The organism is Actinoplanes sp. M2I2 (assembly GCF_023544445.1).
In the GTDB taxonomy this organism is placed as follows: domain Bacteria; phylum Actinomycetota; class Actinomycetes; order Mycobacteriales; family Micromonosporaceae; genus Actinoplanes.
Genome location: NZ_JALPVJ010000009.1, coordinates 206274 through 228385 on the forward strand (window position 1 = coordinate 206274; position 22112 = coordinate 228385).

The following is a 22112-nucleotide window of genomic DNA, read 5'->3' on the forward strand; positions in this document are numbered from 1 at the left end:
GACGACTCCCGTCGGAGCGTGGCCCGGGCGGGCCACGCATCACCGACGGTAAAACCCCGACGCACGTCCGTCCATAACCGAACGTGCCGGGATCACTTCTCGGCGGACTTGTCCCCGCTGCCGACCTTGTCCTCCGCGCTGTGCCGCTGGGCCGGGACGGCGTCCTCGGCCTCGTCGGCGCCGTGCCGCGGGCCGGCCTTCTCGGCCAGGCCGGTGTCGCCGTCGATCTCGCCGTTCATCTGCGGCTGGTCGACCCACAGGGCCCGCAGCTGGCCCTGCATGAACGTGGTCAGGCGGGCACGGTACTCACGGTCGAACTGCTCGAGCGCCTCGATCTGCTGCTGCAGCGCCTCGCGCTTGGTGCCGAGGCTGCCGACCACGTCGTCGTAGCGCTGCCGGGCCTGCAGGTTGAGGTGGTCGGCGTTGGCCTGGGCGTCGTCACCGATGGTGCTCGCCTGGGCGCGGGCGTCGTTGACGATCTTCTCGGCGTTGCGGCGCGCCTCCTCGGTGCGGGCGTGCGAGTCGCGGGCGATCTGCTCGGCGGCGGCGCGGGCGTCGGAGAGGATCTTCTCGGCCTCGCGGCGCACGTTGTGGGCGTGCACCTGAGCGTCGCGGGCGACCTGCTCGGCGGCCGCGAGGGCGTCCGTACGGATCTTGTCGGCCTGGTGGTGGGCCCGGGCCACGTGCTCCTCGGCCGTGCGCTGCGCGAGGGTCAGGACCTGCAGCGCCTGGTTGCCGGGCTGAGCCGGCGCGGGACCGGCCTGCGCGGGCGCCTGCTGGGCCGCCTGCGCCTGGCCCGGCTGCTGACCGTGCTGACCCTGCTGCTGGGGGGCGACGAGAGCGTGTTCCGAGGTCTGGCTGTCCGGTGACGTCCCATTGAGCAGCACTTTGACACGATCCTTCATGCGGTTGTCGGACACTGGTAGACCTCCGTTGTTGCGAGCCCGGGTCGCGCCCACTCGCACGGGGCTGGCGTGATCCGCGGGATGCTACCAAGCTGAGCAGGGGATAGGCGAGAGCCTGCGGTGCGACGTATCGGCCGTGGGCCCGGCTCCCACTAGGCTGAGCGCATGGCCGACGACGAGGTGGCCCGCGTCGTACGCGAAGTGTTGTCCGTCATCCCTGCCGGCTGTTCCTGGCTCCTGCCTGTGACCAGCGCGGACGGCACCGTACGGGACTTTCGGGTGGCCGCGGCCGGCGGCCGCGAGCACGACATCTACCACCGGGGCACCGGCCGGGTCGACCGGCTCCTCAGCGAGCTCTACCCGAGCATCGTCGACGGCCCGCTGTGGCAGCTCTACCTGCGGGTCGTGGCCACCGGCGAGCCCGCCGAGCTGCGCGAGTTCCGGTACGAGGAGAAGAAGGCCGGCGTCGTCGCACATTCACTCTTCGACGTGACCGTCCATCGGGTGCTCGGCGGGCTGCTGGTCTGGTGGCAGCGCCTCGACGAGGACCGCCGCCGGCTGCAGCGGACGGAGCTGCTGGGCAGCCTCGGCTGGTCCGAGTACGACCTCGTCACCGGCGAGGTCACGTGGTCGCCGGGGATGTACCGGATCTTCGAACGCGATCCGGAGCTGGGCCCGATGAGCCGGGGCGAGCAGGCTGCCGCCATGCTGGCCGAGGACCGCCGGGTGAGCGAGACGGCCTGGCAGACGCTCGACAGCGGCGCCGCCTCGGACGTGACCGTCCGCTTCCGGATCGGCCCGGCGGTGAAACACCTGCGGGTGCTGTCCGACCTGGTCACCGACGCGGACGGCGGCCCCCTGAAGATCAACGCAGTGGTGCAGGACGTCACCGCGCGCGAGGACTCCCGGACGGCCCTCGACCGTCTCCGCGACCAGTTGCACACCCGCGAGATGACCGCGATCGCCGAGCACCGCCTGGCCGTGCACTTGCAGCACCTGATCCAGCCGGTCCCCCGCGAGCCGCTCCCCCTGCCCGGGCTGCGGGTGCTGGTCACCTATCGGCCGGCCGAGAACACCATCCGGGTGGGCGGTGACTGGTACCACGCCGAACGGCTGGCCGACGGCCGGGTGATGCTCGCGGTCGGCGACGTGGCCGGGCACGGGCTGGGCGCGGCCAACGGGATGGCGCACCTGCGGTTTGCGCTCATCGCGTGGCTGTCGATCGGGGTGCACGAGCCGGATCAGCTGCTCCGGCATCTCAACCGGCTCTGCGGGCAGCTGGGGCTGACCGGGACGGCGGTGCTGAGCGTCTACGACCCCCGGTCGCGCGAGCTGGTGTGGGGCCGGGCCGGGCACGCCGCTCCGCTGCTGGCCCGCGGGGGCGAGGCGGCCCCGCTGGAGCTTCCGGTGGGCCGGCTGCTCGGCGCCGACGAGAACTCCGCGTACGAGGTCCACCGGCCCCGGCTCGACCCGGGCGACCTGCTGCTGCTCTACACCGACGGGCTGGTCGAACGGCGGGGCGGGCCGTCGCTGCTCCCCGGGGTGCTCGACCTGCTGGCCACGGCGTCGGCCGAGCCGGGGGCGATGCTCCCGCTCACCACCGGCCTCCATCGCTCGAGCCCCGACGACGACACGTGCACCCTGCTCGTCGAGGTGCTGTAGCCGCAAGTGGGCTGAGCGCTAAGGCTGGTCCAGATCGAGAGTCAGCCGTACGCGGGTGCCGTCCCCGGCCGGATCGACCCGCACGTCGTCGCAGATCCGCTCGACGATCGCCAGGCCGCGGCCCCGCAGGGCGTCGGCGGCGGGCATCGGTCGGCCCAGCGGACGGATCGAACCGCCGTCGGTCACGTCGCAGACGACCCGCCCGTCCACCGCGTGCAGGCGCACGACGCCGCCGCCCGCGGTGTGCTGCAAGGTGTTGGTGGCCAGCTCGCTGACGGCCAGCGTGAGCAGCTCGGCGCGGTGCTCGGGCAGACCGAGCTCGACGGCCCGGACGCGGACGAACTCGCGGACCCGGGCCAGGTCGCCGGGCTCGGCATAGGCGATCTCGGCGTCCGTCGCCTCGGCCGGCTCGCTGCTCATCCCCGGCCCGCTTCGCCGCCGGCCGACCCCAGCAGGGCGGCGACGCCGGTGATGTCGAGAACGTCGGCCACGGCGCCGCCGGCGTTGGCCAGGGTGATCCGGCCGCCCCGGGCCTGCGCCTCGAGATGGGCGACGACCAGGCCGTGCAGGCCGCTGGAATCGAGGAAGTCGAGCCGGGTCAGGTCGACGATCACCAGGGGCGAGGCCTGGACGGCGGCGTCGAGCACGGCGTGCAGCTCGTCGCGGACCGCGAGGTCGCACTCCCCGGCCAGCGTCACCCGCACGTGACCGGGGCCCTCGTGGGTACTCGCCTCAAAGTTCGGCATTCACTCCCCTTGCGTGACGGGTCACATCATGACATCCATGGTGCCGGTTCCCAACGGTGTCCGGCGCTCGGGCGAATCCGGTCGCCTTCCCTGTGTGATTCACCCTGGTCTGCGTAGGATCAAAACGTCAAATACGGCAATACGGCGCTAACGGGGATGAACCATTGAGGAATAGCCGTTTGTGGATTGTCTCTGTCGCGGCGGCGGGCCTGCTGGCCTCCACGGGAGGCGCGGCCGTCGCCTCGCCCGACTACGAACTGGCGTACTGGACCATGAACGAGGCCCCCGGCGCGCGAACCATGCGGGACGTCAGCGGAAACGGCTTCCACGGGCGGATCGGCGAGGACGTCGCGGTCGGCCTCCGCGCCGGCGACCGTATCGCGTACGGCTTCGAGCGCCTCGAACCGGACACCCCGCCGGCCCGGCCCGGTCACGTGGTGCTCGTTGACGACGACTCCCGGCTCGACCCCGGCGAACGCGACTACGCGATCGAGATGCGGCTGCGCACCCGCGACCACTTCGGCAACATCGTGCAGAAGGGACAGGCGACGGTGCGGGGCGGCAGCTTCAAGCTCCAGATCCCGAACGGTCGCGTGCAGTGCTGGTTCCGGGGCTCGCGGACCTCGCTCCTGGCCACCGCGCCCCGGCCCATCAACGACGGCGAGTGGCATCTCGTACGGTGCTCGCGAACCGGCGACGGGGTGAGCCTGAGCATCGACGGGCGCGTCGTGGCCGAGCGGCCCGGCTGGACCGGCCCGATCGCCAACTCGTGGCCCATCGCGATCGGCGGGAAGACCGACTGCGACCAGGTGGACGTGGGCTGCGACTACTTCGCCGGCGACATCGACTACATCGCCATCGACGTGGCCCAGCCCGACCGGCAAGGAGCCGAGCCCGACTGGTGAACCACGGCCGTCCCGGGTCGTGGCAGGAGTTGACACCCGTCCCGATCCGGGCGAATGTTCCCTGGTGAGCGACGAGTGGCCGATTGCGGGAATCCTGCTGGCGGCGCGATACCGGCTGGTCACGCTCCTCGAGACGGGTGGCATGGCCCAGATCTGGCGGGCCGACGACGAGCTGCTGGCCCGCCCGGTCGCGGTCAAACTGCCCAAGGGCTCCCAGGTGGTCTGGCGTGAGGCCCGCATGGCCGCGAAACTCCAGCACCCGACCATCGCGGCGGTGCACGACTACCGCGAGGCGGTGCGGCCGGACGGCACGGTGGCGCCCTTCGTGGTGATGGAGCTGCTGGCCGGCGAGAGCGTGGCGGCCCGGCTGGAACGCGAGCCGATCGAACTGCCCGAGGCCGCCCGCATCGGCGCCGCGGTGGCCGACGCGCTGGCCGTCGCCCACGCCAACGGGGTCGTGCACCGCGACATCAAGCCCGGCAACGTCATGCTCACCCCCACCGGCGTCAAGATCCTCGACTTCGGCATCAGCGCCACCGCCGGCGAGCCGGACGACGACGACACCGGCTCGACGTTCGGGACGCCGGCCTACGTGGCGCCCGAGCGGCTGGACGGCATGCCGGCCGAACCGGCGACCGACGTGTACGGCCTCGGCGTGCTGCTCTTCGAGATGGTGACCGGCGACCCGCCGTACCCGGTCGACACCTGGGAGGAACTGGCCGCGGCCCGCGCGACCGGCCCGCGGGTCCTGCCCGACGACCTCCCCGAGGCCTTCCGCACGCTGGTGGACCGCTGCCTCGCCGACGACCCGGACGAGCGCCCCGGCGCCGCCGAGGTCCGCTTCGACCTGACCGCCCTGTGGCTGAATCCCGGCCCCGACGGCGGCCTGGCGCCAAGCGCAGACGCCGGCGGCAACGACCCGGCGCCCGCCACCGCCGGCGGCCCCGCCGCCGAACCGGTCCGGGCCGCTCAGCGCGTCGAGACCCGACCGGCGGCAGCTCCCGTCCGGGGCCGCCCGACGACCGGCCCCGGCGGCGAACGGCCGCCCGGCGGCCGCCCGGGAACCCACCCCGACCACCGGACCAGCGCCACCCCACCCGGCCGCGCCGCGCGCGGCGCCCGCCCGATCAGCCCGGCCCCCCGCCCCCGCGACGGCGACCGCCCCTACGCCACCGGCCGGGCTCCGGCCGCGACGCTGGCGCTGACCCCGCCGCCGAAGAGGCGAAGGATGCTGGGCGGCACCGTGGTGGCGCTGCTGGCCGCGGTGGGTGGCGCGGCGCTGGCCCTCAACTGGCCCCGGCAGGACAGGGAGGCCGCCCCCGAACCGCCGCCCCCGGTGGTCGTGTCGGCCGGCCCGACGCCCTCACGAGCCCCCGCGAGCAGCCCGCCCACCACCGCGTCGGCCGCACCCACCCGCAAGCCGACCCCCACGCTCGGCTTCGACGATGCCGTGACCCGCTTCCGCAGCGCCGTGAGGGACGGAGACTTCCGCCCGGACATAGCCACCGACCTGCTCAACCTGCTGCGCCCCCTGGCCGACGGCAACGGCGACGCCGACACGCGCGGCGACCAGGTAGCCGCGCTGCGCCGAAAGATCGACGACCGCGCCGGCGAGGGCAGCGTGACCCCCGCCCAGGCCACCCTGCTGCGCTCCCGCCTGGCCGACGTCAACCGGGCCGCCGGCACCTGACGCGCCGCCCGTCCGCCGACGGTTTGTCGGGCTCTCTTCACGCGGCGCCCGCCGGTTCTCCCGTCATGCGGCACCCCGTCGGGCCTCCCCTCACGCGGTGTCCCCGGGCTTGTCGTCAGGCGGCGCCTTTGCTGCGGGGCCCTCGCCGGTCGGCGCGGCTACGCGTCGAGGCAGCGCCCGTCCGGCAGCAGGCCCGCGTACCACTCGTGCCACCGCTCGTCCGGAGGCGGTGTGACGTCGCCGAGAACGCAGACCTCCCCGACCCGTACGGCATAGATCAGCGCCCCCGGCAGCGTGGGATCGGTGTCACGCCCGAGCCGCACGACGGCCTCCCGGTAGCCACCGGCGGCCAGCGACCGCCGCACCTCGGCCACGTCCTGTTCGGTGGCGGAGAGCTCACCGGCTCCCGCACAAGGCCCATCAGCGCCGGTCGTCCGCTCCACACACCCCGCGTCATGCACCCATCGGTGCACCGCCACGGCGGCCTCGTCCAGCGCCTCGTCCTGCCCCGCGACCGGCGCGCTCGTGCGCCGGTGGCTGTCCTTGAGCTCGAGCGCGCAGTGTCCGTCCTCGTCGTTCAGCGGATCCGAACAGACCGCCGCCGACACCCCACCGGCCGGCACGCTCACGGCCAAGTCCCGTTCCCGCTCAGTCACCACGCCACAGGACGCGACGCCACAGGACGCCACCAGAGACAACGAGGCAACCGACAAGCGCCGAACCGCACCCCCGACCAGCCGCCACTTCCGGCCGCGCGCCCCACTACCAGCCCGACCGGCGGACGGCTCGAACGTCGGCACCATCACCGATTCCACCGCGCGAAGCTACCCGATCTTGGGTGCCCTCCCTGACGACTCCTGGCCTGCCCACCCGCCCGGGGTTGCCGGCCAAACTATCGCTTCGTCAACCCGACGGGCCGCTTTGTCCACAGGCTTCGATACGCCCCTGACGCAACACGGGCAGCCATGACCTGCTCGACCCGAAGGGCCGGCCGGTCCCCGACACAGACGTCGGACCGCACAGCCGCAGCCGGCGGGCAATCACACCGAGCCGCTGCCACATCGAGCTGCTGCGGGGCGAGCGAGCCGAGCCAGCGCCAAGCCGCTGCCGAGCCGGCACCAAGCCAAACCGCGGCCAACCGACCCGCAATCAGGGGCCAAGCCGATGGTGGCCGGTGACCGGGCCACCATCACGGCGGGACGCTCGGCGACTCCACCCCTTCGCAGCAACAGGCCCCGGCCGCCCTCAGACCGAGTCGTTGCCGGCCCGGACCACGACAAAGCCCAGCCGTTGCCGCCCCGACCACAACAAAGCCCAGCCGTTGCCGCCCCGACCACAACAAAGCCCAGCCACTGCCGCCCGGCCCGCGGTCAGGCCGAGCGGCGGATCACCAGGCTGGTGGGGAGGACGATCTCGAGGTCGCCGATGTCCTCGCCGTCGATCTTGGCCAGGAGCAGGCGGACCATTTCCCGGCCCATCTCGGCGATGGGCTGGTCGACGCTGGTCAGCGGGGGGTCGGTGTGGCGGGCTATCACCGAGTCGTCGAAGCCGATCACGGCCACGTCGTCGGGGACCCGGCGGCCGTACTGACGCAGGACCTGCAGGGCGCCGGCGGCCATCATGTCGGAGGCGGCGAAGACCGCGTCCAGGTCCGGGTACTGCTCCAGCAGGCGGTGCATGGCCGCGGCGCCGCTCTCCTCGCTGAAGTCGCCGAAGGCCACGGGGCCGTCGCCGACCACGTCGCGGTAGCCCTCGAGGCGGGCGATGCCGGCGGCCATGTCGAGCGGGCCGGTGATGGCGGCCACCTTGCGACGGCCTCGCGACCAGAGGTACGACACCGCTTCGCGCGCGCCGGCGCGGTTGTCGGCGTCGACGTAGGTGCCGCGTTCGGCGTACGTCGGGCGGCCGGCGCGGACGGTGGCGACGCCTCGCTCCTCGAGCACGGACGGCAGCGGGTCGTCGCCGTGCAGCGAGAGCAGCAGCGCGCCGTCGACGTGCTGGCGGGTCAGGTAGCCCTCGAGCCGGCGGCGTTCCTCGGGGGCCTGCGCGATCATCAGGACCATCTGCAGGTTGCGGGCCACCAGGACGGACGAGATCGACTGCACGATGCGCCCGAAGAACGGCTCGGCGAAGAACCGCTCACCGGACTCGAAGATGACCAGGGCGATCGAGTCGGTGCGCTGGGTGACCAGCGTGCGGGCGGCCCGGTTGGGCACGTAGCCCAGCTCCTGGATCGCGTCCTCGACGGCCTGCCGCGCGCGCGGGCTGACCTGCTGCGAACCGTTCACCACCCGGGACACGGTGCCCCGGCCGACGCCGGCGCGCACCGCGACCTCTTCCAGGGTCGGCCGGCCGCTGGCCCGGCTCCGCTCCGTCGTCATCGCGTGAAACCTCCCCCGGCGCGCTCGGTGATCGCGCCCGACACAGGCGCGATGTGGTCGTCGCGCCGGATGCCGGCGCGCTTGATCGACGCGCCGGCGGGAGCGCGACCGGCGGTCGCGCCCGACACAAGGTACCTGCCCGGCGCTTGCGACAACATGATCGCTCCGGTCAATCCCTGGTCGGAGTGTTGCGAAAGCGGCTCAGCGCGGGCGTGGAGACCGCGATCGCGGCGGTGGCGGCGACCGCGGCCAGGCCGCCGAGGGCCAGCGCCACGCCGCCGCTGGTGGCCGTGGCGACCAGGCCGGCGCGCAGGTTGCCGATCTGCGGACCGGCCGCGCCGGCGATGTGTTCGAGGGCGGAGATGCGGCCCCGGTAGCCCGGTGGCGTCACGGACTGGACGACGGTGCCGCGGGAGACCACCGCCCAGGTGTCGGCGGCGCCGGCCACGGCGATCAGGGCCAGGAAGAGCAGCAGGGTGCCGGTCAGCCCGGCCAGGCCGAGCGCGACCGCCCATATCGCGCCGCAGATCAGCAGCAGGCGACCCGGGCGGGGCTGCCGGGTGGCCAGGCCGGACAGGATCATCGCCAGCACGCCACCGACCGCCAGGGCCGTCGTGAACAGGCCCAGCACCTCGGGGCGGTCTCCGAACTTCTCGGCGTTGACGACCGGGAAGAGCGCGACGGGCATGGCGAGGAAGGTGGCCGCCAGGTCGGCCAGCAGGGCACCGCGTACGGGTGGGGTCCGCACCGCGTACGCCAGCCCGGCCCGGACCGACCGCCAGCCGGGAGCACCCTCGGCGGGCGGGACGCCGGACGGCAGGCCGGCCAGCCCGATCAGCGCGGCCGTGAAGGTGAGCGTGTCGAACGCGAGGCACCAACCCACCCCGGCGTACGCGGTGAGCGCCCCCGCGGCGGCCGGGCCGAGCAGCATCGCCACCTGGAAGGACAGGTGGTTGAGGGCCAAGCCGGCGGCCAGCCGTTCCCCGGTGAGCAGCGCGGGCACGAACGTCTGCCGGGCCGGGCCGACGAGCCCGGCCAGCGACGACTGCAGGGCCACGAGCACCAGCATGGCGGGCACGCCGCCGGCGTCGGTGAAGGCGACGACGGTCATCGCGGCGCTGAGCACGATCTCGGCGGCGGTGCAGCGCAGGGCGAGCCGGCGGCGGTCGACGTGGTCGGTGAAGGCGCTGCCGGCGAGGGCGATGACGATCAGGGGCACGCCGGTGAGCAGCCCGACGAGGCCGACGGCGGCGGCGCTGTGGGTGCGGTCCCACACATAGAAGACGACGGCGAACACGCCGAACTGGCCACCGAACCCGGAGGCGGTGGTGCCCAGCCAGAGCCGCCGGAACGTCGGGTTCTCGCGCAGGGGCCGCAGGTCGAGGAGGGCGCGGGCCCTCACGAGCGCAGGCGCTCGGTGAACGACCGGCTCGCCAGCAGGGCGCGCAGGTCGGCGGTCACCTGGCTGAGCGAGTAGGGCAGTTCAGCGTCGAGTTGCCGCACGGCCGTCTCGGTGGCTCGCCACTCGGCGAGGAGGAACGGCATGATCTCCCGCGACCGGGCGGTGAGATCGATCGGCCGCGTCCGGGCGTCGTCGCCGGCCGTGCTCTCGACGAACCCGGCGCGAGCCATCGCCGCCGCGGTCTGGCTCATCGCCGAGTGCGACACCCCGCGACGCGCGGCCAGGTCGCGGATCGTCATCGGCCCGAACCGGTGCAGGGCGATCAGCGGGCCGACGAACCGGGTGCGCATCCCCTCGATGCCGGCCTCGGTGTAGAGCGCGGCGATGTCCCGGTCGAGCTCGGCCAGCAGCGCGTGCAGGTCGCTCCAGTGGTTGCTGTCGAGAAGGTCCACCGGGAAAACCTAACAGCACTTATACATTTTCCGGAAGCCGCGGCAGCGACACGATCACCGCGGCGCCCCGGCCGGGCTCGCTCTCGATGCGCAGCGTGCCGCCGTGGCCGTCGACGATCGCCTTGGCGATGCTCAGACCCAGACCGGCGCCCTGCACCTCGGCGCGCTCGGCGTCGGCCGACCGGCGGAACGGGGCCAGCACCCGCTCACTGTCCTCGGGACTCATGCCGACGCCGGTGTCCCGGACGACGAGCTCGGCCTGGTCGCCCCGGACCGACGCGCCGACCGTGATGCGGCCGCGCGGGGTGAACTTGACCGCGTTGAGCACCAGGCGCTCGATCACCTGGATCAGGCGGACCTCGTCGGCCTCGACCAGCACCGGCCCGGGCGCGTCGGCGAGGATCTCGAGGCCCCGGCTCTCGGCCAGGACGCCGTTGCGCACCACCGCGGCGCGGGCCAGGTCGGACAGGTTGAGTGTCCGCTTGGTCAGCCGCATCTGCTGCCGGCCGGTCTGCGCGGCCAGCAGCATGTCGTCGACCAGCGCCATCAGGCGATCGGAGTTGCGACGGATGCGGGCCAGGAACTCGACGCCGGCGGCCGGCCCCACGTCCTCGTCGGCGAGCATCTCCAGATAGCCGTTGATCGAGGTCAGCGGGGTGCGGAGCTCATGGGTGACCCGCGAGACGAACTCGTCCTTGAGCCGGTCGGCGTCGCGCAACCGTTCGTTGGCCACGTCCAGCCCGCGGGCGTACTGCCGCAACTCGAACTGGGCCATGACGTGCCGGGCCAGGGTTCGCAGGCCCTGACACTCGGCCGGGGTGAGCAGCCGGGGCTCGTGGTCGATGACGCAGAGACTGCCCAGCATCTCGCCGGTCGCGGTGATCAGCGGGGCGCCCGCGTAGAAGACGATGCCGGGCTCCCCGGTGACCAGCGGGTTGGCGCGGAACCGGGGGTCGAGCCGCGCGTCGGGCACCTGCATGACGTCGTCGCTGAGCATGGCCTGGGCGCAGAACGAATCCTCGCGGGCGGTCTCGCAGGCCTCCAGGCCGATACGGGCCTTGAACCACTGGCGCTCGCCGTCGACCAGCGTCACCGCGGCGATCGGGGTGCGGCACAGCTGGGCCGCCAGGACGGCGATGTCGTCGAAGTCGCTCTCGGGCGCGGTGTCCAGCACGCCGTAGTCGCGAAGGGCCGCGAGACGCTGTTTTTCCACAGCACCCGCCAGAACCAGAGAATGCGACATGTCCCGCGTCCTTCGCATGTGAGTGGGCGTCCCGTCACCGGTGAAGAGTCGGTCGGCGACCCCGCCGCCTGAGCGAAGGACCGGGTGCAGGGTGGTGCCGCCGGGTTGCCCCGCGGTGCCCGCGCCGATGCCCCGACGATCAGGGGTTGCCGCGCCGGTGCTCGAAGATCAGATAGGTCTCCGTGCCGGCGATCAGGCGGGTGCCACTGAGCCGCTCGGTGATCACCTCACGCAGATCCTCGACGTCGGCCGTCGCCACGTGCAGAAGGAAATCGTACGAACCGGAGACGAAGTACACGTCCCGAACGGCCGGGATGCCGGCCAGCGACTCGGCGAACTTGCCGATCGCGTCGCGCGACTCCGACCGGATGCGGACCGCGATCATCGCCTGGATGGGGCGGCCGATCCAGGCCGGGTCGACGTCGGCGTGGAAGCCGCGGATCGCGCCGATCTCGCGCAGCCGCCGGATGCGGGTCAGGCAGGTCGACGGGGCGATGCCCACGCGCTCGGCCAGAGCGTTGTTCGGCATGCGGCCGTCGACCTCCAGCAGCGCGAGCAGATCCCGGTCGATCTGGTCCAGAGCTCGAAGATCATTCGGTACGTCGGTCATTTGTTCTCGCTCTTCCGCATAATCTTCGCCGTCTGGCACGCTGCCAGAATCTTATGCGCCTGCCTTGCGACTCGACAGCACATCGTTCCACGCTACCGGGAAACGGCGAAGGAGCTGGACATGCACATCGGCGTGCCTGCAGAGATCAAGAACCACGAGTACCGGGTCGCGATCACCCCCGCGGGTGTCGCCGAGTTCGTCCGCCGCGGGCACCAGGTGCTCGTCGAGGCGGGGGCGGGCGCCGGATCGGCCATCACCGACCAGGACTACGTGGCCGCGGGCGCCGAGATCGCCCCCGACGCCGACACCGTCTGGCAGCGCGCCGACCTCCTGCTCAAGGTCAAGGAGCCGATCGCCGCCGAGTACCACCGCCTGCGCGCCGGACAGGTGCTCTTCACCTATCTGCATCTCGCGGCCGACGCCGACGGCACCAAGGCGCTGCTGGCCAGTGGGACGACCGCCATCGCGTACGAGACGGTGCAGCTCGCCGATGGCTCGCTGCCGCTGCTGGCGCCCATGAGCGAGGTCGCCGGCCGCCTCGCGCCGCAGGTCGGCGCGTACAGCCTGATGCGCAACTCCGGCGGCCGCGGCGTCCTGCCCGGTGGCGTGCCGGGTGTCAGCCCGGCCCGGATCACCGTGATCGGCGGTGGCGTCTCGGGCGTGAACGCGGCGACGATCGCGCTCGGCCTGGGCGCCGACGTGACCGTGCTCGACCTGAACATCGCCCGGCTGCGCCAGATCGACGCCCAGTTCGGCGGCCGGGTCAAGACCCTGGTCTCCTCGGCCTACGCGATCGAGCAGTCCGTGATCGAGGCCGACATGGTGATCGGCGCGGTGCTCGTGCCCGGGGCCAAGGCGCCCACGCTGGTCTCCAACGAGCTGGTCAAGCGGATGAAGCCCGGCTCGGTGCTGGTCGACATCGCGATCGATCAGGGCGGCTGCTTCGAGGACTCGCGCCCGACCACCCACGAGGAGCCGGTCTACAAGGTCCACGAGTCGGTGTTCTACTGCGTGGCCAACATGCCGGGCGCGGTGCCCAACACGTCGACCTACGCCCTGACCAACGCCACCCTCCCGTACGCGCTCAAGCTGGCCGACCTCGGCTGGCGGGACGCCCTCGCCGCCGATCCGGCCCTCGCACTGGGTCTCAGCGCGCACGACGGCAAGCTGACGAACGAGCCGGTCGGCGCCGCGCTGGGTCTGCCGTCCGTCACGATCGCCTCAGTCCTCGGCTGAGCCGGATCGACGGCTGGTGAAGGGGGACGCCCGCGCGTCCCCCTTCTCGCCGCTTACAGGTAGTGCTGGATCTGCGACAGATCGGCCGCGCTGAGGCGGTCGGTGCTGGTGTTGCGCTGGTGCCAGTACGGGTAGCGCAGGTTGTCGCCGCTGGCGTCGTCGAGCGCCTTGACCTCGTCGGCGGTGAGCTCCAGATTCGCCGCGGCCAGGTTGTCGCTCAGCTGCTCGGTCGTGCGGGCGCCGACGATCAGCGAGGTGACGCCCGGCTTCTGCGCGATGTAGGCCAGCGACACCTGGGCCGCCGAGACCCCGTGCGACTCACCGATCTTCACCGCGAGCTCGATCGAGTCGTACAGCTTGTCCTCGTCGTAGATCGGCGGCTCGCTCCACTCGGACAGGTGCCGGCTGCCCTCGGGCGCCTGCACCCCGCGCCGGTACTTGCCCGACACCAGACCGCCGGCCAGCGGGCTCCACACCAGGATGCCGACGCCCTGATCGAGCGCGGCCGGCACGATCTCGGCCTCGATGTCGCGGTTGGCCAGCGAGTAGAAGACCTGGGTGCTGGCGAAGCGCTCGAGCTGCCGGGCGTCGGAGATGCCGAGCGCCTTGACCAGGTGCCAGGCGGAGTAGTTGGAGCAGCCGATGTAGCGGACCTTGCCGCTGCGCACCAGGTCGTCCAGCGCGGTCAGGGTCTCCTCGAGCGGGGTCTGCCCGTCCCACTCGTGCACCTGGTAGAGGTCGATGTAGTCGGTGCCGAGCCGGCGCAGGCTCGCCTCGGCCCCGCGGATGATGTGGTGCCGGGACAGACCGGCGTCGTTGGGGCCGTCGCCCATCGGCATCCGCACCTTGGTGGCGATCAGGACGTCGTCGCGCTTGTCGCCGAGGGCCTCGCCGAGGATCTCCTCACTGAGACCGGCCGAATAGACGTCGGCCGTGTCGATCAGGTTGACGCCGGCGTCCCGGGCGATCGCGATCTGCTCCCGCGCCCCGGCCACGTCGATCTTGCCGACCGCGGACGCCCAGCCGGTGCCGCCGAAGCCCATCGTGCCCAGGGTGAACGTCGAAACCCTCAGACCGGTGCGGCCGAGCTGCCGATACTGCATGGTGAACCCTCTTCCTTCGCCTCGAATAGCGCTGAGCCTCACATAGCACTGAGCCTCAGATAGCGCTCAGCCTCAGATAGCGCTGAGCCCCGAATAGCGCTGAACCTCAGATAGCGCTGAGCCCCGAATAGCGCTGAGCCTCGAACAGCGCCTCAGCCTCGGGTAGCGCTACGTCCAGCCTTACCCGCTCGGACGGCCTTCCACCGGGACGGATGCCATCAAGAACGCCCTGAGCACGGCGACCCGGGCGCTCATCGAGGGCCCGCCTCAGCAACTGACACCGACGCTCACCTCGGCCCGCTGCTCGCGGTCGCCGACCCGCACGATCAAGGGGACGCAGACCGGCTCGGAGACCGTGTAACCGCCGGCGAAGACCACCCAGCCCTTGGCGTCCGGGCAGGCCGGGACGCGGACCGTGGTGCCCTTGGGCCCGGGGCTGCCCCAGCCGATGATCACGTCGCCGGCCGCCTCGGGGGCGACCGACAGCTCGACCGCGGTGCCGGCCCGCACCAGCAGGCCCGTCTTGGCGAACAGGCGGCCGGGCTCACCCGACTCGTTCGCCTGGAGCACGGCGGTGGGCAGCGCCACGGCGTCCAGCACCAGCGGGTAGCCCTCGCTCGGCGGCCGGGCGCCGAGGTCGTGGGCACAGTCGATGGCGCCGGCGGCCGCGGAGAACGGTGGCGGCGGCGCGGACGGGACCGGTGGCGGCGCGGACCGGGCCGCTGGCGGCGCCGGCTGGGCCGGTGGCGACGGCGGCTGGGCCGGTGGCGACGGCACCGGGCCGGCCGAGCAGCCGGCCAGCAGACACGCCACCACCGGCGGCACGAGACGGGCGGGAAGGCTCATGCCCTGAAGACGCCTGGCGGCCCGCCGGCGTTCCCTGGGCGGCTCATTGCTCGAGGATGGCCTTGAGGCGGGCCAGGTCGGCGGCCACCGCGGCGCTGTCGCGGGCGAAGTCCTCGTCCGACGTGCCGGGCGGTCGCCGCACCGAGAAGACGAGCTCCGCGCCTTCGCCGTACGGGACGACGCGTACCGGATTGAGGAACTGCTCACCGGATTCGAGCGTCACGACGTGGTCGAGCACGCCGAAGCCGTTCGGGGGCGCGAACTCGACCCGGACGCGGCCCAGCGCCTCCGACCGCACGTACCAGGCGCCGTCGACCTGATCGACCGACGTGCCCAGGCCGGGCGCCCAGCTCATCAGGTTGGCCGGGTCGACGACGTACGCGTACACGTCGTCGACCGGGCGGTCGATGCGCTCCGCGAGGTGTGCCGTATCAGTGGTCATCTCCCGATCATCCGCCTCCGGGGAATCGAGCGCCGCTCAGCTCGCGAGCCGGTACACCTCGCTGTGGCGCTGCCGGGCGGGCACCCGCAACGCCCGCAGGCTGCGCAGCACCGCGTCGGTCAGGGCGGCCGGACCACAGACGTACACGTCCCGCTCGGTGATGTCGGGGACCAGCGCGCGCAGATTCTCCGGGCTGAACGGCTGGTTGGCCCCGGCGGTGCGACCGGTCAGCAGGTGCAGTCGCGCGTGCCGCAGCCGGGCCAGGTTGCGCAGCTCGCCCAGCAGCACCGCGTCGCCCGGCGTCCGCACGCGGTAGAGCACCACGATGTCGCCGTCCAGGGTCTGGTCCTCGAGCAGCGCGCGGATCGGGGTCACGCCGATGCCGCCGGCGATCAGCAGCGTGTCGGCCCGCGTGCGGCCGGCCGCGGTGAAGGCCCCGTACGGTCCCTCCGCGAACACCCTCGTGCCGACCGGCAGCTCGCGCAGGCCGGCGCTGGTCGTACCGATGGCTTTGGCCGTCAGCCGCAGCGAACGACCGTCCGGGGCGGCCGACAGCGACCACGGGTTCACCTGCCACCAGCGGTTGTGGCCGGGAAAGCGCCACAGGAAGAACTGCCCCGCGCGGGCCCGCAGCTTGTCCAGGTCACGGCCCGTCACGTGCACGGAGACCACGTCGGGGGCCTCGGTCACGACCGCGGCCACCCGCAGCCGGTGCCGGGCGTTGCGGACCAGCGGCAGGATCAGCCGGCCGGTGAGCAGCGCTCCGACGGCGAAGGCCCACAACCCCCACCAGTACGCCTGGGTGAAGGTGTTGGTCTTGAAGGCGCTCCCCTCGTAGACCTGGTGGATCACGCCGAGCACGATCACGGCGTAGACCAGCAGGTGGATGGCGTGCCAGACCTCGTACGGAAGTCGCTTGCGGGCGGCTCGCACCGAGGTGACGGCGATGACGCCGACGAGGCCCGCGGCGATCATGCCGAGCAGCACGGGCATCTGCCGGGCCAGGACCGGGATCTGACCGAGGAACGAGACCTGGCCGAGCCGGGAGTAGCCCAGCAGCACGAAAGTCGGATGCAGCAGAACGAGCCAGAAGATCGCGAAGCCGGTCCAGCGGTGCCAGGTCGTGAGCCGGTCCATGCCGATGCGGCGATCGAGGAACGGCAGCCGGGCGATCAGCAGCAGTTGCAGGGCGAGCGCGAAGCCGAGATGCAGGCCGAGGACGCGCCCGGCGGTGGTCAGGGTGTTGTGGGCGGGAGTGTTCGGCCGGGTCAGCATCAACTCGACGATCACCAGGTTGAGCAGCAGAAAGAGCCAGAGCCCGAGGTACGCCGCCCGGGCCTGACCGGCGGGCCGCAGCTGCGGCCGGGTTGCGGTGAGCATCCGAACCTCCCGAGGTGTGCATTGTCTGTAGCGGGTGACCGCACGGCGGCGCAATCACCCACACGACACGGGGAGGAGCCGGGTTCAGCCCGGCGGCCGGGTGACCGGGCGGGCCGGGGGTGGCGCGTTCCGGCGATACTTGCCCCGGCGCCCGTGCGGACGGGCGGAGAGGAGCCAGTAGTGACGCAGCCGGCCAAGCCGACGGACGAGAACCAGCCGACGCCCACGGGAACGGAGGAGGAGCCGACCGCGGCCATCCCCGCCCAGCGAGCGGCGGCCTCGGCCCCCGCGCCGGCCGAGCTTGAGCGGGACCGGGCCGCCCAGCCCGAGACGAACGCTTCCGACCCCGACCGGACAACAGCCATCCCACCGGTCCAAGCCACGCCGCAGCCGGCGACCAGCCCGTCCGACCCCGACCGGACCACGGTCATCCCACCGGTCCAAGCCGGTTCCCGCAGCACACCGACGGCGGATCCCGGCAGCCCGGCCGCGCCCGCCGGTGGCGCCCGGCCCGCACCCGCGAGCCCGGACGAGGACGCCGACGCGACGGCCGCGATGCCGCTCGCGCCCGGCGGCAGCGCGGAACCGGCCGGGCCCTCGGGCGGCGGCATGATCTCCGTTCCGGCGCCCCGGCGCGACCAGCCACCGCAGCGCGCGGCCACGCCACCGCCGGACCCCGACCGCACCGCGCCGATCGCGACGAACGTCGCGTCCCGTCCCACGAACCTGGGCGAGGCCCTCGCCCGGCCGTCATCAGCGAAGAGCCGGCCGTCATCAGCGAAGAGCACGACCGCCGACCGTGCCGGAAGCCCGGCCCCCGCGCCCTCGACCCGGCCCGGCGGGTCCGAGTCGGTGGCCGTGCCCTCGACTCGGCCCACCGGCCCGCGATCGGTTCCGGCGCCACGCCCGGCGCCGGAAGCATCGCCGCCCAGCGGCTCCGCGCCGGCCTCTGAGCAGGGTGCCGGCAAGGTCTACGGCGGGCTCGGCGCGGGCGCCACCACTACCGGGCCCGATGCGCCCGGCGCGGGCGCCGCCACTTCCCGGCCCGGCGAGTACGGCCGCGCGACCACGACGCCGACCCAGCGCGAGCAGTCGACCACCACACCAGCACCGGGTGACACAACGTCACCGGCTCCGAGTCCGCCGTCGGCCGAGAAAGTCGCCAAATCAACTGAATACGGGCAGCGGACGACACCGCCGGCTGAGCAGGATCGGAGCGTGCCAACCGAAGACCGACGCCCGGCCGGCCGCCCGACCGAGTACGGGCGCGCCACCGGCCGCCCCACCGAATACGGGCGCACGGCAACCGGGGCCGGCGACAAGACCAGCCCGCCCACCGAGTACGGGCAGCGCTCCGGCGGCGGCGAATACGGGAGCGCGCCCCCGCGGCGGAAGCGCCCGACCGCCGTACTCCTCGCCGTGCTCCTGCTTGTTCTCCTGCTCGGGGCCGGGGCGACGGCGCAGCTCACCCGGTCGCTGCCCGAGGCGACGCTGTCCACCACCGTGGCCACGACCATGCGGATCCCCGGCGAGGCGGTGTCGCTGCCGTGGCCCGATCAGGGCTCGGCCGAACTCATGATCGAGGGCCTCGGGCGGCTGGGCGGCTCGGGAAGCGACGACGCGGCGCCCATCGGCAGCGTCGCCAAGGTCATGACCGCGTACGTCATCCTGCGCGACCACCCGATCAGCGGCGACGAGGAGGGCCCGTCGCTGACCGTGACCGCCGCCGACGTGGCCGACTATCAGGCGCGCATCGCCAGCAACCAGTCACTCGTACCGGTCAGGGTCGGTCAGAAGCTGACCGAGCGGGACGCGATCGAGGCTCTCATGCTGCCCTCGGCCAACAACGTCGCGCACCAGCTGGCGATCTGGGACGCCGGCTCGGAGAGCGCCTTCGTCGACAAGATGAACGCCGCCGCGGCCGACCTCGGCATGACCGCCACCCGCTACACCGATCCCAGCGGCTATCTGCCCACGACCATCAGCACCGCCCCGGACCAGGTCAAGCTGGCGCGGGCCGTGCTCAAGTCGGACGTCTTCGCCGAGATCGTCGCGCTGCCCAGCGCCACCATCCCGGTCACCGGCAAGATCCAGAACTACAACGACCTGCTCGGCGTGCAGGGCGTCGCGGGCATCAAGACCGGCTCGACCGACGAGGCCGGCGGCTGCCTGCTCTTCTCGGCCCGCCTCACCGTCGGCGACCGCAAGCTCACCGTGGTCGGCGCCGTCTTCAACCAGCCCGGCCTGAACACTCCCGAGCAGCTCGCCAACGTCAACCAGGAGGTCCGCCGGCTGCTCCGCGCGGTACGCCAGACCGTCAAGCAGTACACCCTGGTCCCGGCCGAGCCGGTCGGTGAGATCCGTACGGCCTGGGGCTCCACGAGCGCTGTCCGCCCCGCCACGCCGCTCAAGGTGGTCGGCTGGCCCGGCCAGACCGTGCCCGTCCAGGTCACCACCTCGGCGCCGGGCGCCTCGGTGACCGCGGGCCAGCCGGTCGGCACCCTCCAGGCCGCAGGCGTACGGGTCGACCTGCGCGCCGACACCACAACCACCGACCCGTCGCCGTGGTGGCGCCTGACCCGAACCAGCTAGGGATGTCCGATCAGCGGTAGAGGGAGCGGAGCACGGCGTCGGTGACCGCGCCGTAGATCAGGTGGGGGATGGCGTCGGTCAGCCAGTCGGTGGCCGACCAGGAGCGGGGGTCGCTGACGTCGAGGTAGGCCATCGACAGGTTCGTCGAGGCCATCGCGGCCGCGCCGATCAGGGCCGCGCCGACCGGGGCCGGTGGGCGTACGCCGGCCCGGCGCAGCAGGCCGAAGGTGACGCCGATGCCGACGCCCGTGACGATGCCGCTCAGGCTGGCCAGGCCGGCGACCCGGTGTTCGCGGGTCTCCCCCTCGCCCGGCACCGACACCGGCAGCTGCTCCTCGATGGCCTCGACGGTCTGTTCGGGGGTGCTGCTGCTCGCCCGGCCGCGGACGGCCATGTCGAGATAGGTGACGGCGTTGAGGGCGGCGGTGCCGGCAGCACCAGCGGCGGCGCCGGCCAGGATTCCCGTTCTCATGTGATCAGCGTGCCCGGCCGGCCCAGCCGCGAAACTAGAGCCCAGCCGCGAACCTACGGCTCAGCTGCGAAAGTACGGCTCAGCTGCGAAACTGCGGCCCGGCCGCGAACTACGTCGCCGGGGGACGGTTCACCAGGACGCGGCCGAAGATCACGGTGACGACGCCGGCCAGCACGACCGACAGCAGGCCGACGCGCAGGCTGGTCTGGTCGGCGACCAGGCCGACCAGGGGCGGCGAGAGCAGGAAGCCCCCGCGCAGCAGCCAGCTGACGATGGTCAGGCCGGTGCCGGGGGCGAGGCCGGGCAGTTCGTCGGCGGTGTGCATGGCCGCCGGCACCAGCGTGGCCACGCCCAGCCCGGCCAGCGCGAACCCGGCCAGCGCGGTCGGCACCGACGGCACGGCCAGCGCCGCCCCCATGCCGATCGCGGCCAGCGCCCCGCCGGCGCGGACGACCGTGCGCTGCCCGAAGCGGTCCACGACCCGGTCACCGGCGAGGCGGCCGACGGTCATCGCGACCTGCATGGCCACGACGGCGAGGCCCGCGGTGGCGGCCCCGGCGCGCAGGTCCTCGGTCAGGAACAGCGCGCCCCAGGAGGCTCCGGCGTCCTCGACCAGGGCGCCGGCGGCGGCGAGGATGCCGAGAACGGCCAGCATCCGTACGGCGGCCTTGGTGAAGGACCGGGTGGCGGGCGGGGCGTCGCCGGCCGGGGCGCGCTCGGCGTCCTCGGCGCCGGGCAGCAGGAACCGGAGGGCGACCAGCGCGACGCCGCTGAACAGCACGGCCGAGATGGTCAGGTGCAGGCCGAGCGGCACCGACAGACCGGCCGCGGCCGAGCCCATCAGACCGCCGAGGACGGCGCCGATGCTCCAGACGCCGTGCAGCGAGTTGAGGATCGAGCGGCCGTAGAGCCGCTGGACCCGCAGGCCGTGCGCGTTCTGGGCGACGTCGACGATCGAGTCGAGCGCGCCGATCACGAACAGCGCCCCGGCGAAGGCCAGCCAGTGCGGCGCGAACGGGATGATCAGCGTGGCCAGGGTGGTCAGGACGACGCCGTACGAGGCCACGCGGGCCGAACCGAGCCGGCGGATGGCCGCGCCGGCGAGCAGGCCGGCGAGCAGCGCGCCGATCGGCATCGCGGCGATGGCCGTGCCGAGGATCGCGTTGCTGACGCCGAGGTCGGCCTTGATCTGCGGGTAGCGCGGCACGACGTTGAAGAACACCGCACCGTTGGTCAGGAACAGCGCAGCCACGGCGGCGCGGGCCGAGCGAGCCTGCCGCGTGGGCACGGCAGCCAGAGTCGTCATGCGGACGAGCGTACACACGATGTGTACGTCCGTACATAGCGATGGTCAGGTGTGAGCGAAGCCTCTCAGCGCTTGGTCGACATCGGCGTCGGAGAGCTGCCCGAAGTCCTCGTACCACTGACCGACCGCGTGGAAGTCCGGCGGCTCGCTCAGGCAGATCACCGTGTCGGCCGCACCACCGAGCCGGTCGTGGGCCTCCGGCGCGCAGACCGGCGCCGCGAAGACCAGCCGCGCCGGGTGATGCCCGCGCAGCCACCGCAGGGCGGCCCGGGCGGTGACCCCGGTGGCCAGCCCGTCGTCGACCACCACGACCTCACGGCCGGTCGGGTCGGGCGGCGGCCGGTCACCGCGGTACTCCCGCGTACGCCGGGTGAGCTCGGCCCGCCCGGCGGTCACGCTCTCCGCGAAGTCCTCCGGCGCCAGCCCGAGGTCGGCCAGGCTGTCCTCGTCGAAGACCGGCGGCCCGTCCTCGGCGATCGCCCCGACCCCGAACTCGGGCCGGCCCGGCGCGGTCAGCTTGCGGGCGATCACGATGTCGAGCTCGGCGCCGACGCGCGCGGCGACCCGCACGGCGACCGGAACGCCCCCGCGCGGCAGGGCCAGCACCAGCGGCGCCGGCCCCGGATGCTTACGCACCTGCGCGGCGACCGCCTCGGCGAGCTGCCGCCCGGCCTCGTCCCGGTTGGCGAAGATCGTCATGGTCCGGACGTACCCGCTGACGCTCGTCCTATGCGTCTGA

Annotated in this window: 21 protein-coding genes; 5 read left to right on the forward strand and 16 right to left on the reverse strand. The window is 73.1% G+C overall.

Annotated elements, in window-relative coordinates; genetic code table 11:
• Nucleotides 1-92: 92 nt before the first annotated feature.
• Nucleotides 93-887, reverse strand: coding sequence for a hypothetical protein (locus HJC40_RS20100; protein WP_250002738.1), 795 nt, complete (start codon nucleotides 885-887; stop codon nucleotides 93-95).
• A 183-nt stretch (nucleotides 888-1070) separates the two neighbouring features.
• Here HJC40_RS20100 and HJC40_RS20105 point away from each other — a divergent pair, with 183 nt between their 5' ends.
• Nucleotides 1071-2567 carry a PP2C family protein-serine/threonine phosphatase gene (locus tag HJC40_RS20105; RefSeq protein WP_250002740.1) on the forward strand — a complete coding sequence of 499 codons (1497 nt, stop codon included), beginning with the start codon at nucleotides 1071-1073 and terminating at the stop codon, nucleotides 2565-2567.
• An 18-nt stretch (nucleotides 2568-2585) separates the two neighbouring features.
• Here the strand turns inward: HJC40_RS20105 and HJC40_RS20110 are convergent, their stop codons facing one another.
• The gene (locus HJC40_RS20110) at nucleotides 2586-2987 is read right to left on the reverse strand and encodes an ATP-binding protein (protein ID WP_250002742.1); all 402 of its coding nucleotides are present in this window, start codon (nucleotides 2985-2987) and stop codon (nucleotides 2586-2588) included.
• Nucleotides 2984-3313 carry an STAS domain-containing protein gene (locus tag HJC40_RS20115; RefSeq protein WP_250002744.1) on the reverse strand — a complete coding sequence of 110 codons (330 nt, stop codon included), beginning with the start codon at nucleotides 3311-3313 and terminating at the stop codon, nucleotides 2984-2986. The genes HJC40_RS20110 and HJC40_RS20115 overlap by 4 nt, the downstream gene beginning before the upstream one ends.
• A 179-nt stretch (nucleotides 3314-3492) precedes the next feature.
• Between HJC40_RS20115 and HJC40_RS20120 the strand changes: the two genes are divergently transcribed.
• Entirely contained in the window at nucleotides 3493-4218 is a 726-nt protein-coding gene (locus HJC40_RS20120; protein ID WP_250002746.1) for a laminin G domain-containing protein, read from the forward strand.
• Between the two features lie 64 nt (nucleotides 4219-4282).
• Entirely contained in the window at nucleotides 4283-5908 is a 1626-nt protein-coding gene (locus HJC40_RS20125; RefSeq protein ID WP_250002748.1) for a serine/threonine protein kinase, read from the forward strand.
• A 158-nt stretch (nucleotides 5909-6066) separates the two neighbouring features.
• Here HJC40_RS20125 and HJC40_RS20130 read toward each other — a convergent pair whose 3' ends face one another.
• The 6 genes from HJC40_RS20130 to HJC40_RS20155 form a co-directional block, all read right to left on the reverse strand.
• On the reverse strand, nucleotides 6067-6564 hold the full coding sequence (locus HJC40_RS20130) for a hypothetical protein (protein ID WP_250002750.1): 498 nt from the start codon (nucleotides 6562-6564) through the stop codon (nucleotides 6067-6069).
• Nucleotides 6565-7278: 714 nt separating this feature from the next.
• Nucleotides 7279-8289, reverse strand: coding sequence for a LacI family DNA-binding transcriptional regulator (locus HJC40_RS20135; RefSeq protein WP_250002752.1), 1011 nt, complete (start codon nucleotides 8287-8289; stop codon nucleotides 7279-7281).
• Nucleotides 8290-8458: 169 nt separating this feature from the next.
• A complete protein-coding gene (locus tag HJC40_RS20140) occupies nucleotides 8459-9691 on the reverse strand; it encodes an MFS transporter (RefSeq protein WP_250002753.1) in 1233 nt (410 codons plus the stop codon).
• Nucleotides 9688-10143, reverse strand: a complete 456-nt coding sequence (locus tag HJC40_RS20145; RefSeq protein ID WP_250002755.1) for a helix-turn-helix domain-containing protein — start codon at nucleotides 10141-10143, stop codon at nucleotides 9688-9690. The genes HJC40_RS20140 and HJC40_RS20145 overlap by 4 nt, the downstream gene beginning before the upstream one ends.
• A 19-nt stretch (nucleotides 10144-10162) precedes the next feature.
• A complete protein-coding gene (locus HJC40_RS20150; protein ID WP_250002758.1) occupies nucleotides 10163-11386 on the reverse strand; it encodes a GAF domain-containing sensor histidine kinase in 1224 nt (407 codons plus the stop codon).
• Nucleotides 11387-11525: 139 nt separating this feature from the next.
• Nucleotides 11526-11996 (reverse strand): Lrp/AsnC family transcriptional regulator, encoded by a 471-nt coding sequence (locus HJC40_RS20155; protein WP_250002760.1) that lies wholly within the window; start codon nucleotides 11994-11996, stop codon nucleotides 11526-11528.
• 120 nt (nucleotides 11997-12116) lie between these two features.
• Between HJC40_RS20155 and ald the strand changes: the two genes are divergently transcribed.
• Nucleotides 12117-13232, forward strand: coding sequence for an alanine dehydrogenase (gene ald / locus HJC40_RS20160; protein WP_250002762.1), 1116 nt, complete (start codon nucleotides 12117-12119; stop codon nucleotides 13230-13232).
• A 53-nt stretch (nucleotides 13233-13285) separates the two neighbouring features.
• Here the strand turns inward: ald and HJC40_RS20165 are convergent, their stop codons facing one another.
• The 4 genes from HJC40_RS20165 to HJC40_RS20180 form a co-directional block, all read right to left on the reverse strand.
• Nucleotides 13286-14335: an aldo/keto reductase gene (locus HJC40_RS20165; protein ID WP_250002763.1), complete on the reverse strand. Its 1050-nt coding sequence runs from the start codon at nucleotides 14333-14335 to the stop codon at nucleotides 13286-13288.
• Nucleotides 14336-14602: 267 nt separating this feature from the next.
• On the reverse strand, nucleotides 14603-15181 hold the full coding sequence (locus HJC40_RS20170; RefSeq protein WP_250002765.1) for a hypothetical protein: 579 nt from the start codon (nucleotides 15179-15181) through the stop codon (nucleotides 14603-14605).
• A 43-nt stretch (nucleotides 15182-15224) separates the two neighbouring features.
• Complete coding sequence (locus HJC40_RS20175) at nucleotides 15225-15623, reverse strand: SRPBCC family protein (RefSeq protein WP_250002767.1); 399 nt, start codon at nucleotides 15621-15623, stop codon at nucleotides 15225-15227.
• A gap of 36 nt (nucleotides 15624-15659) precedes the next feature.
• Nucleotides 15660-17003: a ferric reductase-like transmembrane domain-containing protein gene (locus tag HJC40_RS20180; protein ID WP_250002769.1), complete on the reverse strand. Its 1344-nt coding sequence runs from the start codon at nucleotides 17001-17003 to the stop codon at nucleotides 15660-15662.
• Nucleotides 17004-17183: 180 nt separating this feature from the next.
• Here HJC40_RS20180 and HJC40_RS46180 point away from each other — a divergent pair, with 180 nt between their 5' ends.
• Complete coding sequence (locus HJC40_RS46180; protein ID WP_250002771.1) at nucleotides 17184-19595, forward strand: hypothetical protein; 2412 nt, start codon at nucleotides 17184-17186, stop codon at nucleotides 19593-19595.
• 10 nt (nucleotides 19596-19605) lie between these two features.
• Here the strand turns inward: HJC40_RS46180 and HJC40_RS20190 are convergent, their stop codons facing one another.
• The 3 genes from HJC40_RS20190 to HJC40_RS20200 all read right to left on the reverse strand — a co-directional run bounded on the left by HJC40_RS20190 (nucleotide 19606) and on the right by HJC40_RS20200 (nucleotide 22072).
• Nucleotides 19606-20067, reverse strand: a complete 462-nt coding sequence (locus HJC40_RS20190; protein ID WP_250002773.1) for a hypothetical protein — start codon at nucleotides 20065-20067, stop codon at nucleotides 19606-19608.
• 109 nt (nucleotides 20068-20176) lie between these two features.
• Nucleotides 20177-21373 carry an MFS transporter gene (locus tag HJC40_RS20195; protein ID WP_250002775.1) on the reverse strand — a complete coding sequence of 399 codons (1197 nt, stop codon included), beginning with the start codon at nucleotides 21371-21373 and terminating at the stop codon, nucleotides 20177-20179.
• A 45-nt stretch (nucleotides 21374-21418) separates the two neighbouring features.
• Entirely contained in the window at nucleotides 21419-22072 is a 654-nt protein-coding gene (locus HJC40_RS20200) for a phosphoribosyltransferase (protein ID WP_250002777.1), read from the reverse strand.
• Between the last annotated feature and the right edge of the window lie 40 nt (nucleotides 22073-22112).

Bases quoted from the DNA above. Each gene is read 5' to 3' on its own strand.
- HJC40_RS20200 (WP_250002777.1), bottom strand. From the start codon at position 22,072: ATGACGATCTTCGCCAACCGGGACGAGGCCGGGCGGCAGCTCGCCGAG.
- HJC40_RS20150 (WP_250002758.1), bottom strand. From the start codon at position 11,386: ATGTCGCATTCTCTGGTTCTGGCGGGTGCTGTGGAAAAACAGCGTCTC.
- HJC40_RS20135 (WP_250002752.1), bottom strand. From the start codon at position 8,289: ATGACGACGGAGCGGAGCCGGGCCAGCGGCCGGCCGACCCTGGAAGAG.
- HJC40_RS20195 (WP_250002775.1), bottom strand. From the start codon at position 21,373: ATGACGACTCTGGCTGCCGTGCCCACGCGGCAGGCTCGCTCGGCCCGC.
- HJC40_RS20155 (WP_250002760.1), bottom strand. From the start codon at position 11,996: ATGACCGACGTACCGAATGATCTTCGAGCTCTGGACCAGATCGACCGG.
- ald (WP_250002762.1), top strand. From the start codon at position 12,117: ATGCACATCGGCGTGCCTGCAGAGATCAAGAACCACGAGTACCGGGTC.
- HJC40_RS20175 (WP_250002767.1), bottom strand. From the start codon at position 15,623: ATGACCACTGATACGGCACACCTCGCGGAGCGCATCGACCGCCCGGTC.
- HJC40_RS20180 (WP_250002769.1), bottom strand. From the start codon at position 17,003: ATGCTCACCGCAACCCGGCCGCAGCTGCGGCCCGCCGGTCAGGCCCGG.
- HJC40_RS20115 (WP_250002744.1), bottom strand. From the start codon at position 3,313: ATGCCGAACTTTGAGGCGAGTACCCACGAGGGCCCCGGTCACGTGCGG.
- HJC40_RS20190 (WP_250002773.1), bottom strand. From the start codon at position 20,067: ATGAGAACGGGAATCCTGGCCGGCGCCGCCGCTGGTGCTGCCGGCACC.
- HJC40_RS20110 (WP_250002742.1), bottom strand. From the start codon at position 2,987: ATGAGCAGCGAGCCGGCCGAGGCGACGGACGCCGAGATCGCCTATGCC.
- HJC40_RS20105 (WP_250002740.1), top strand. From the start codon at position 1,071: ATGGCCGACGACGAGGTGGCCCGCGTCGTACGCGAAGTGTTGTCCGTC.
- HJC40_RS20165 (WP_250002763.1), bottom strand. From the start codon at position 14,335: ATGCAGTATCGGCAGCTCGGCCGCACCGGTCTGAGGGTTTCGACGTTC.
- HJC40_RS20170 (WP_250002765.1), bottom strand. From the start codon at position 15,181: ATGAGCCTTCCCGCCCGTCTCGTGCCGCCGGTGGTGGCGTGTCTGCTG.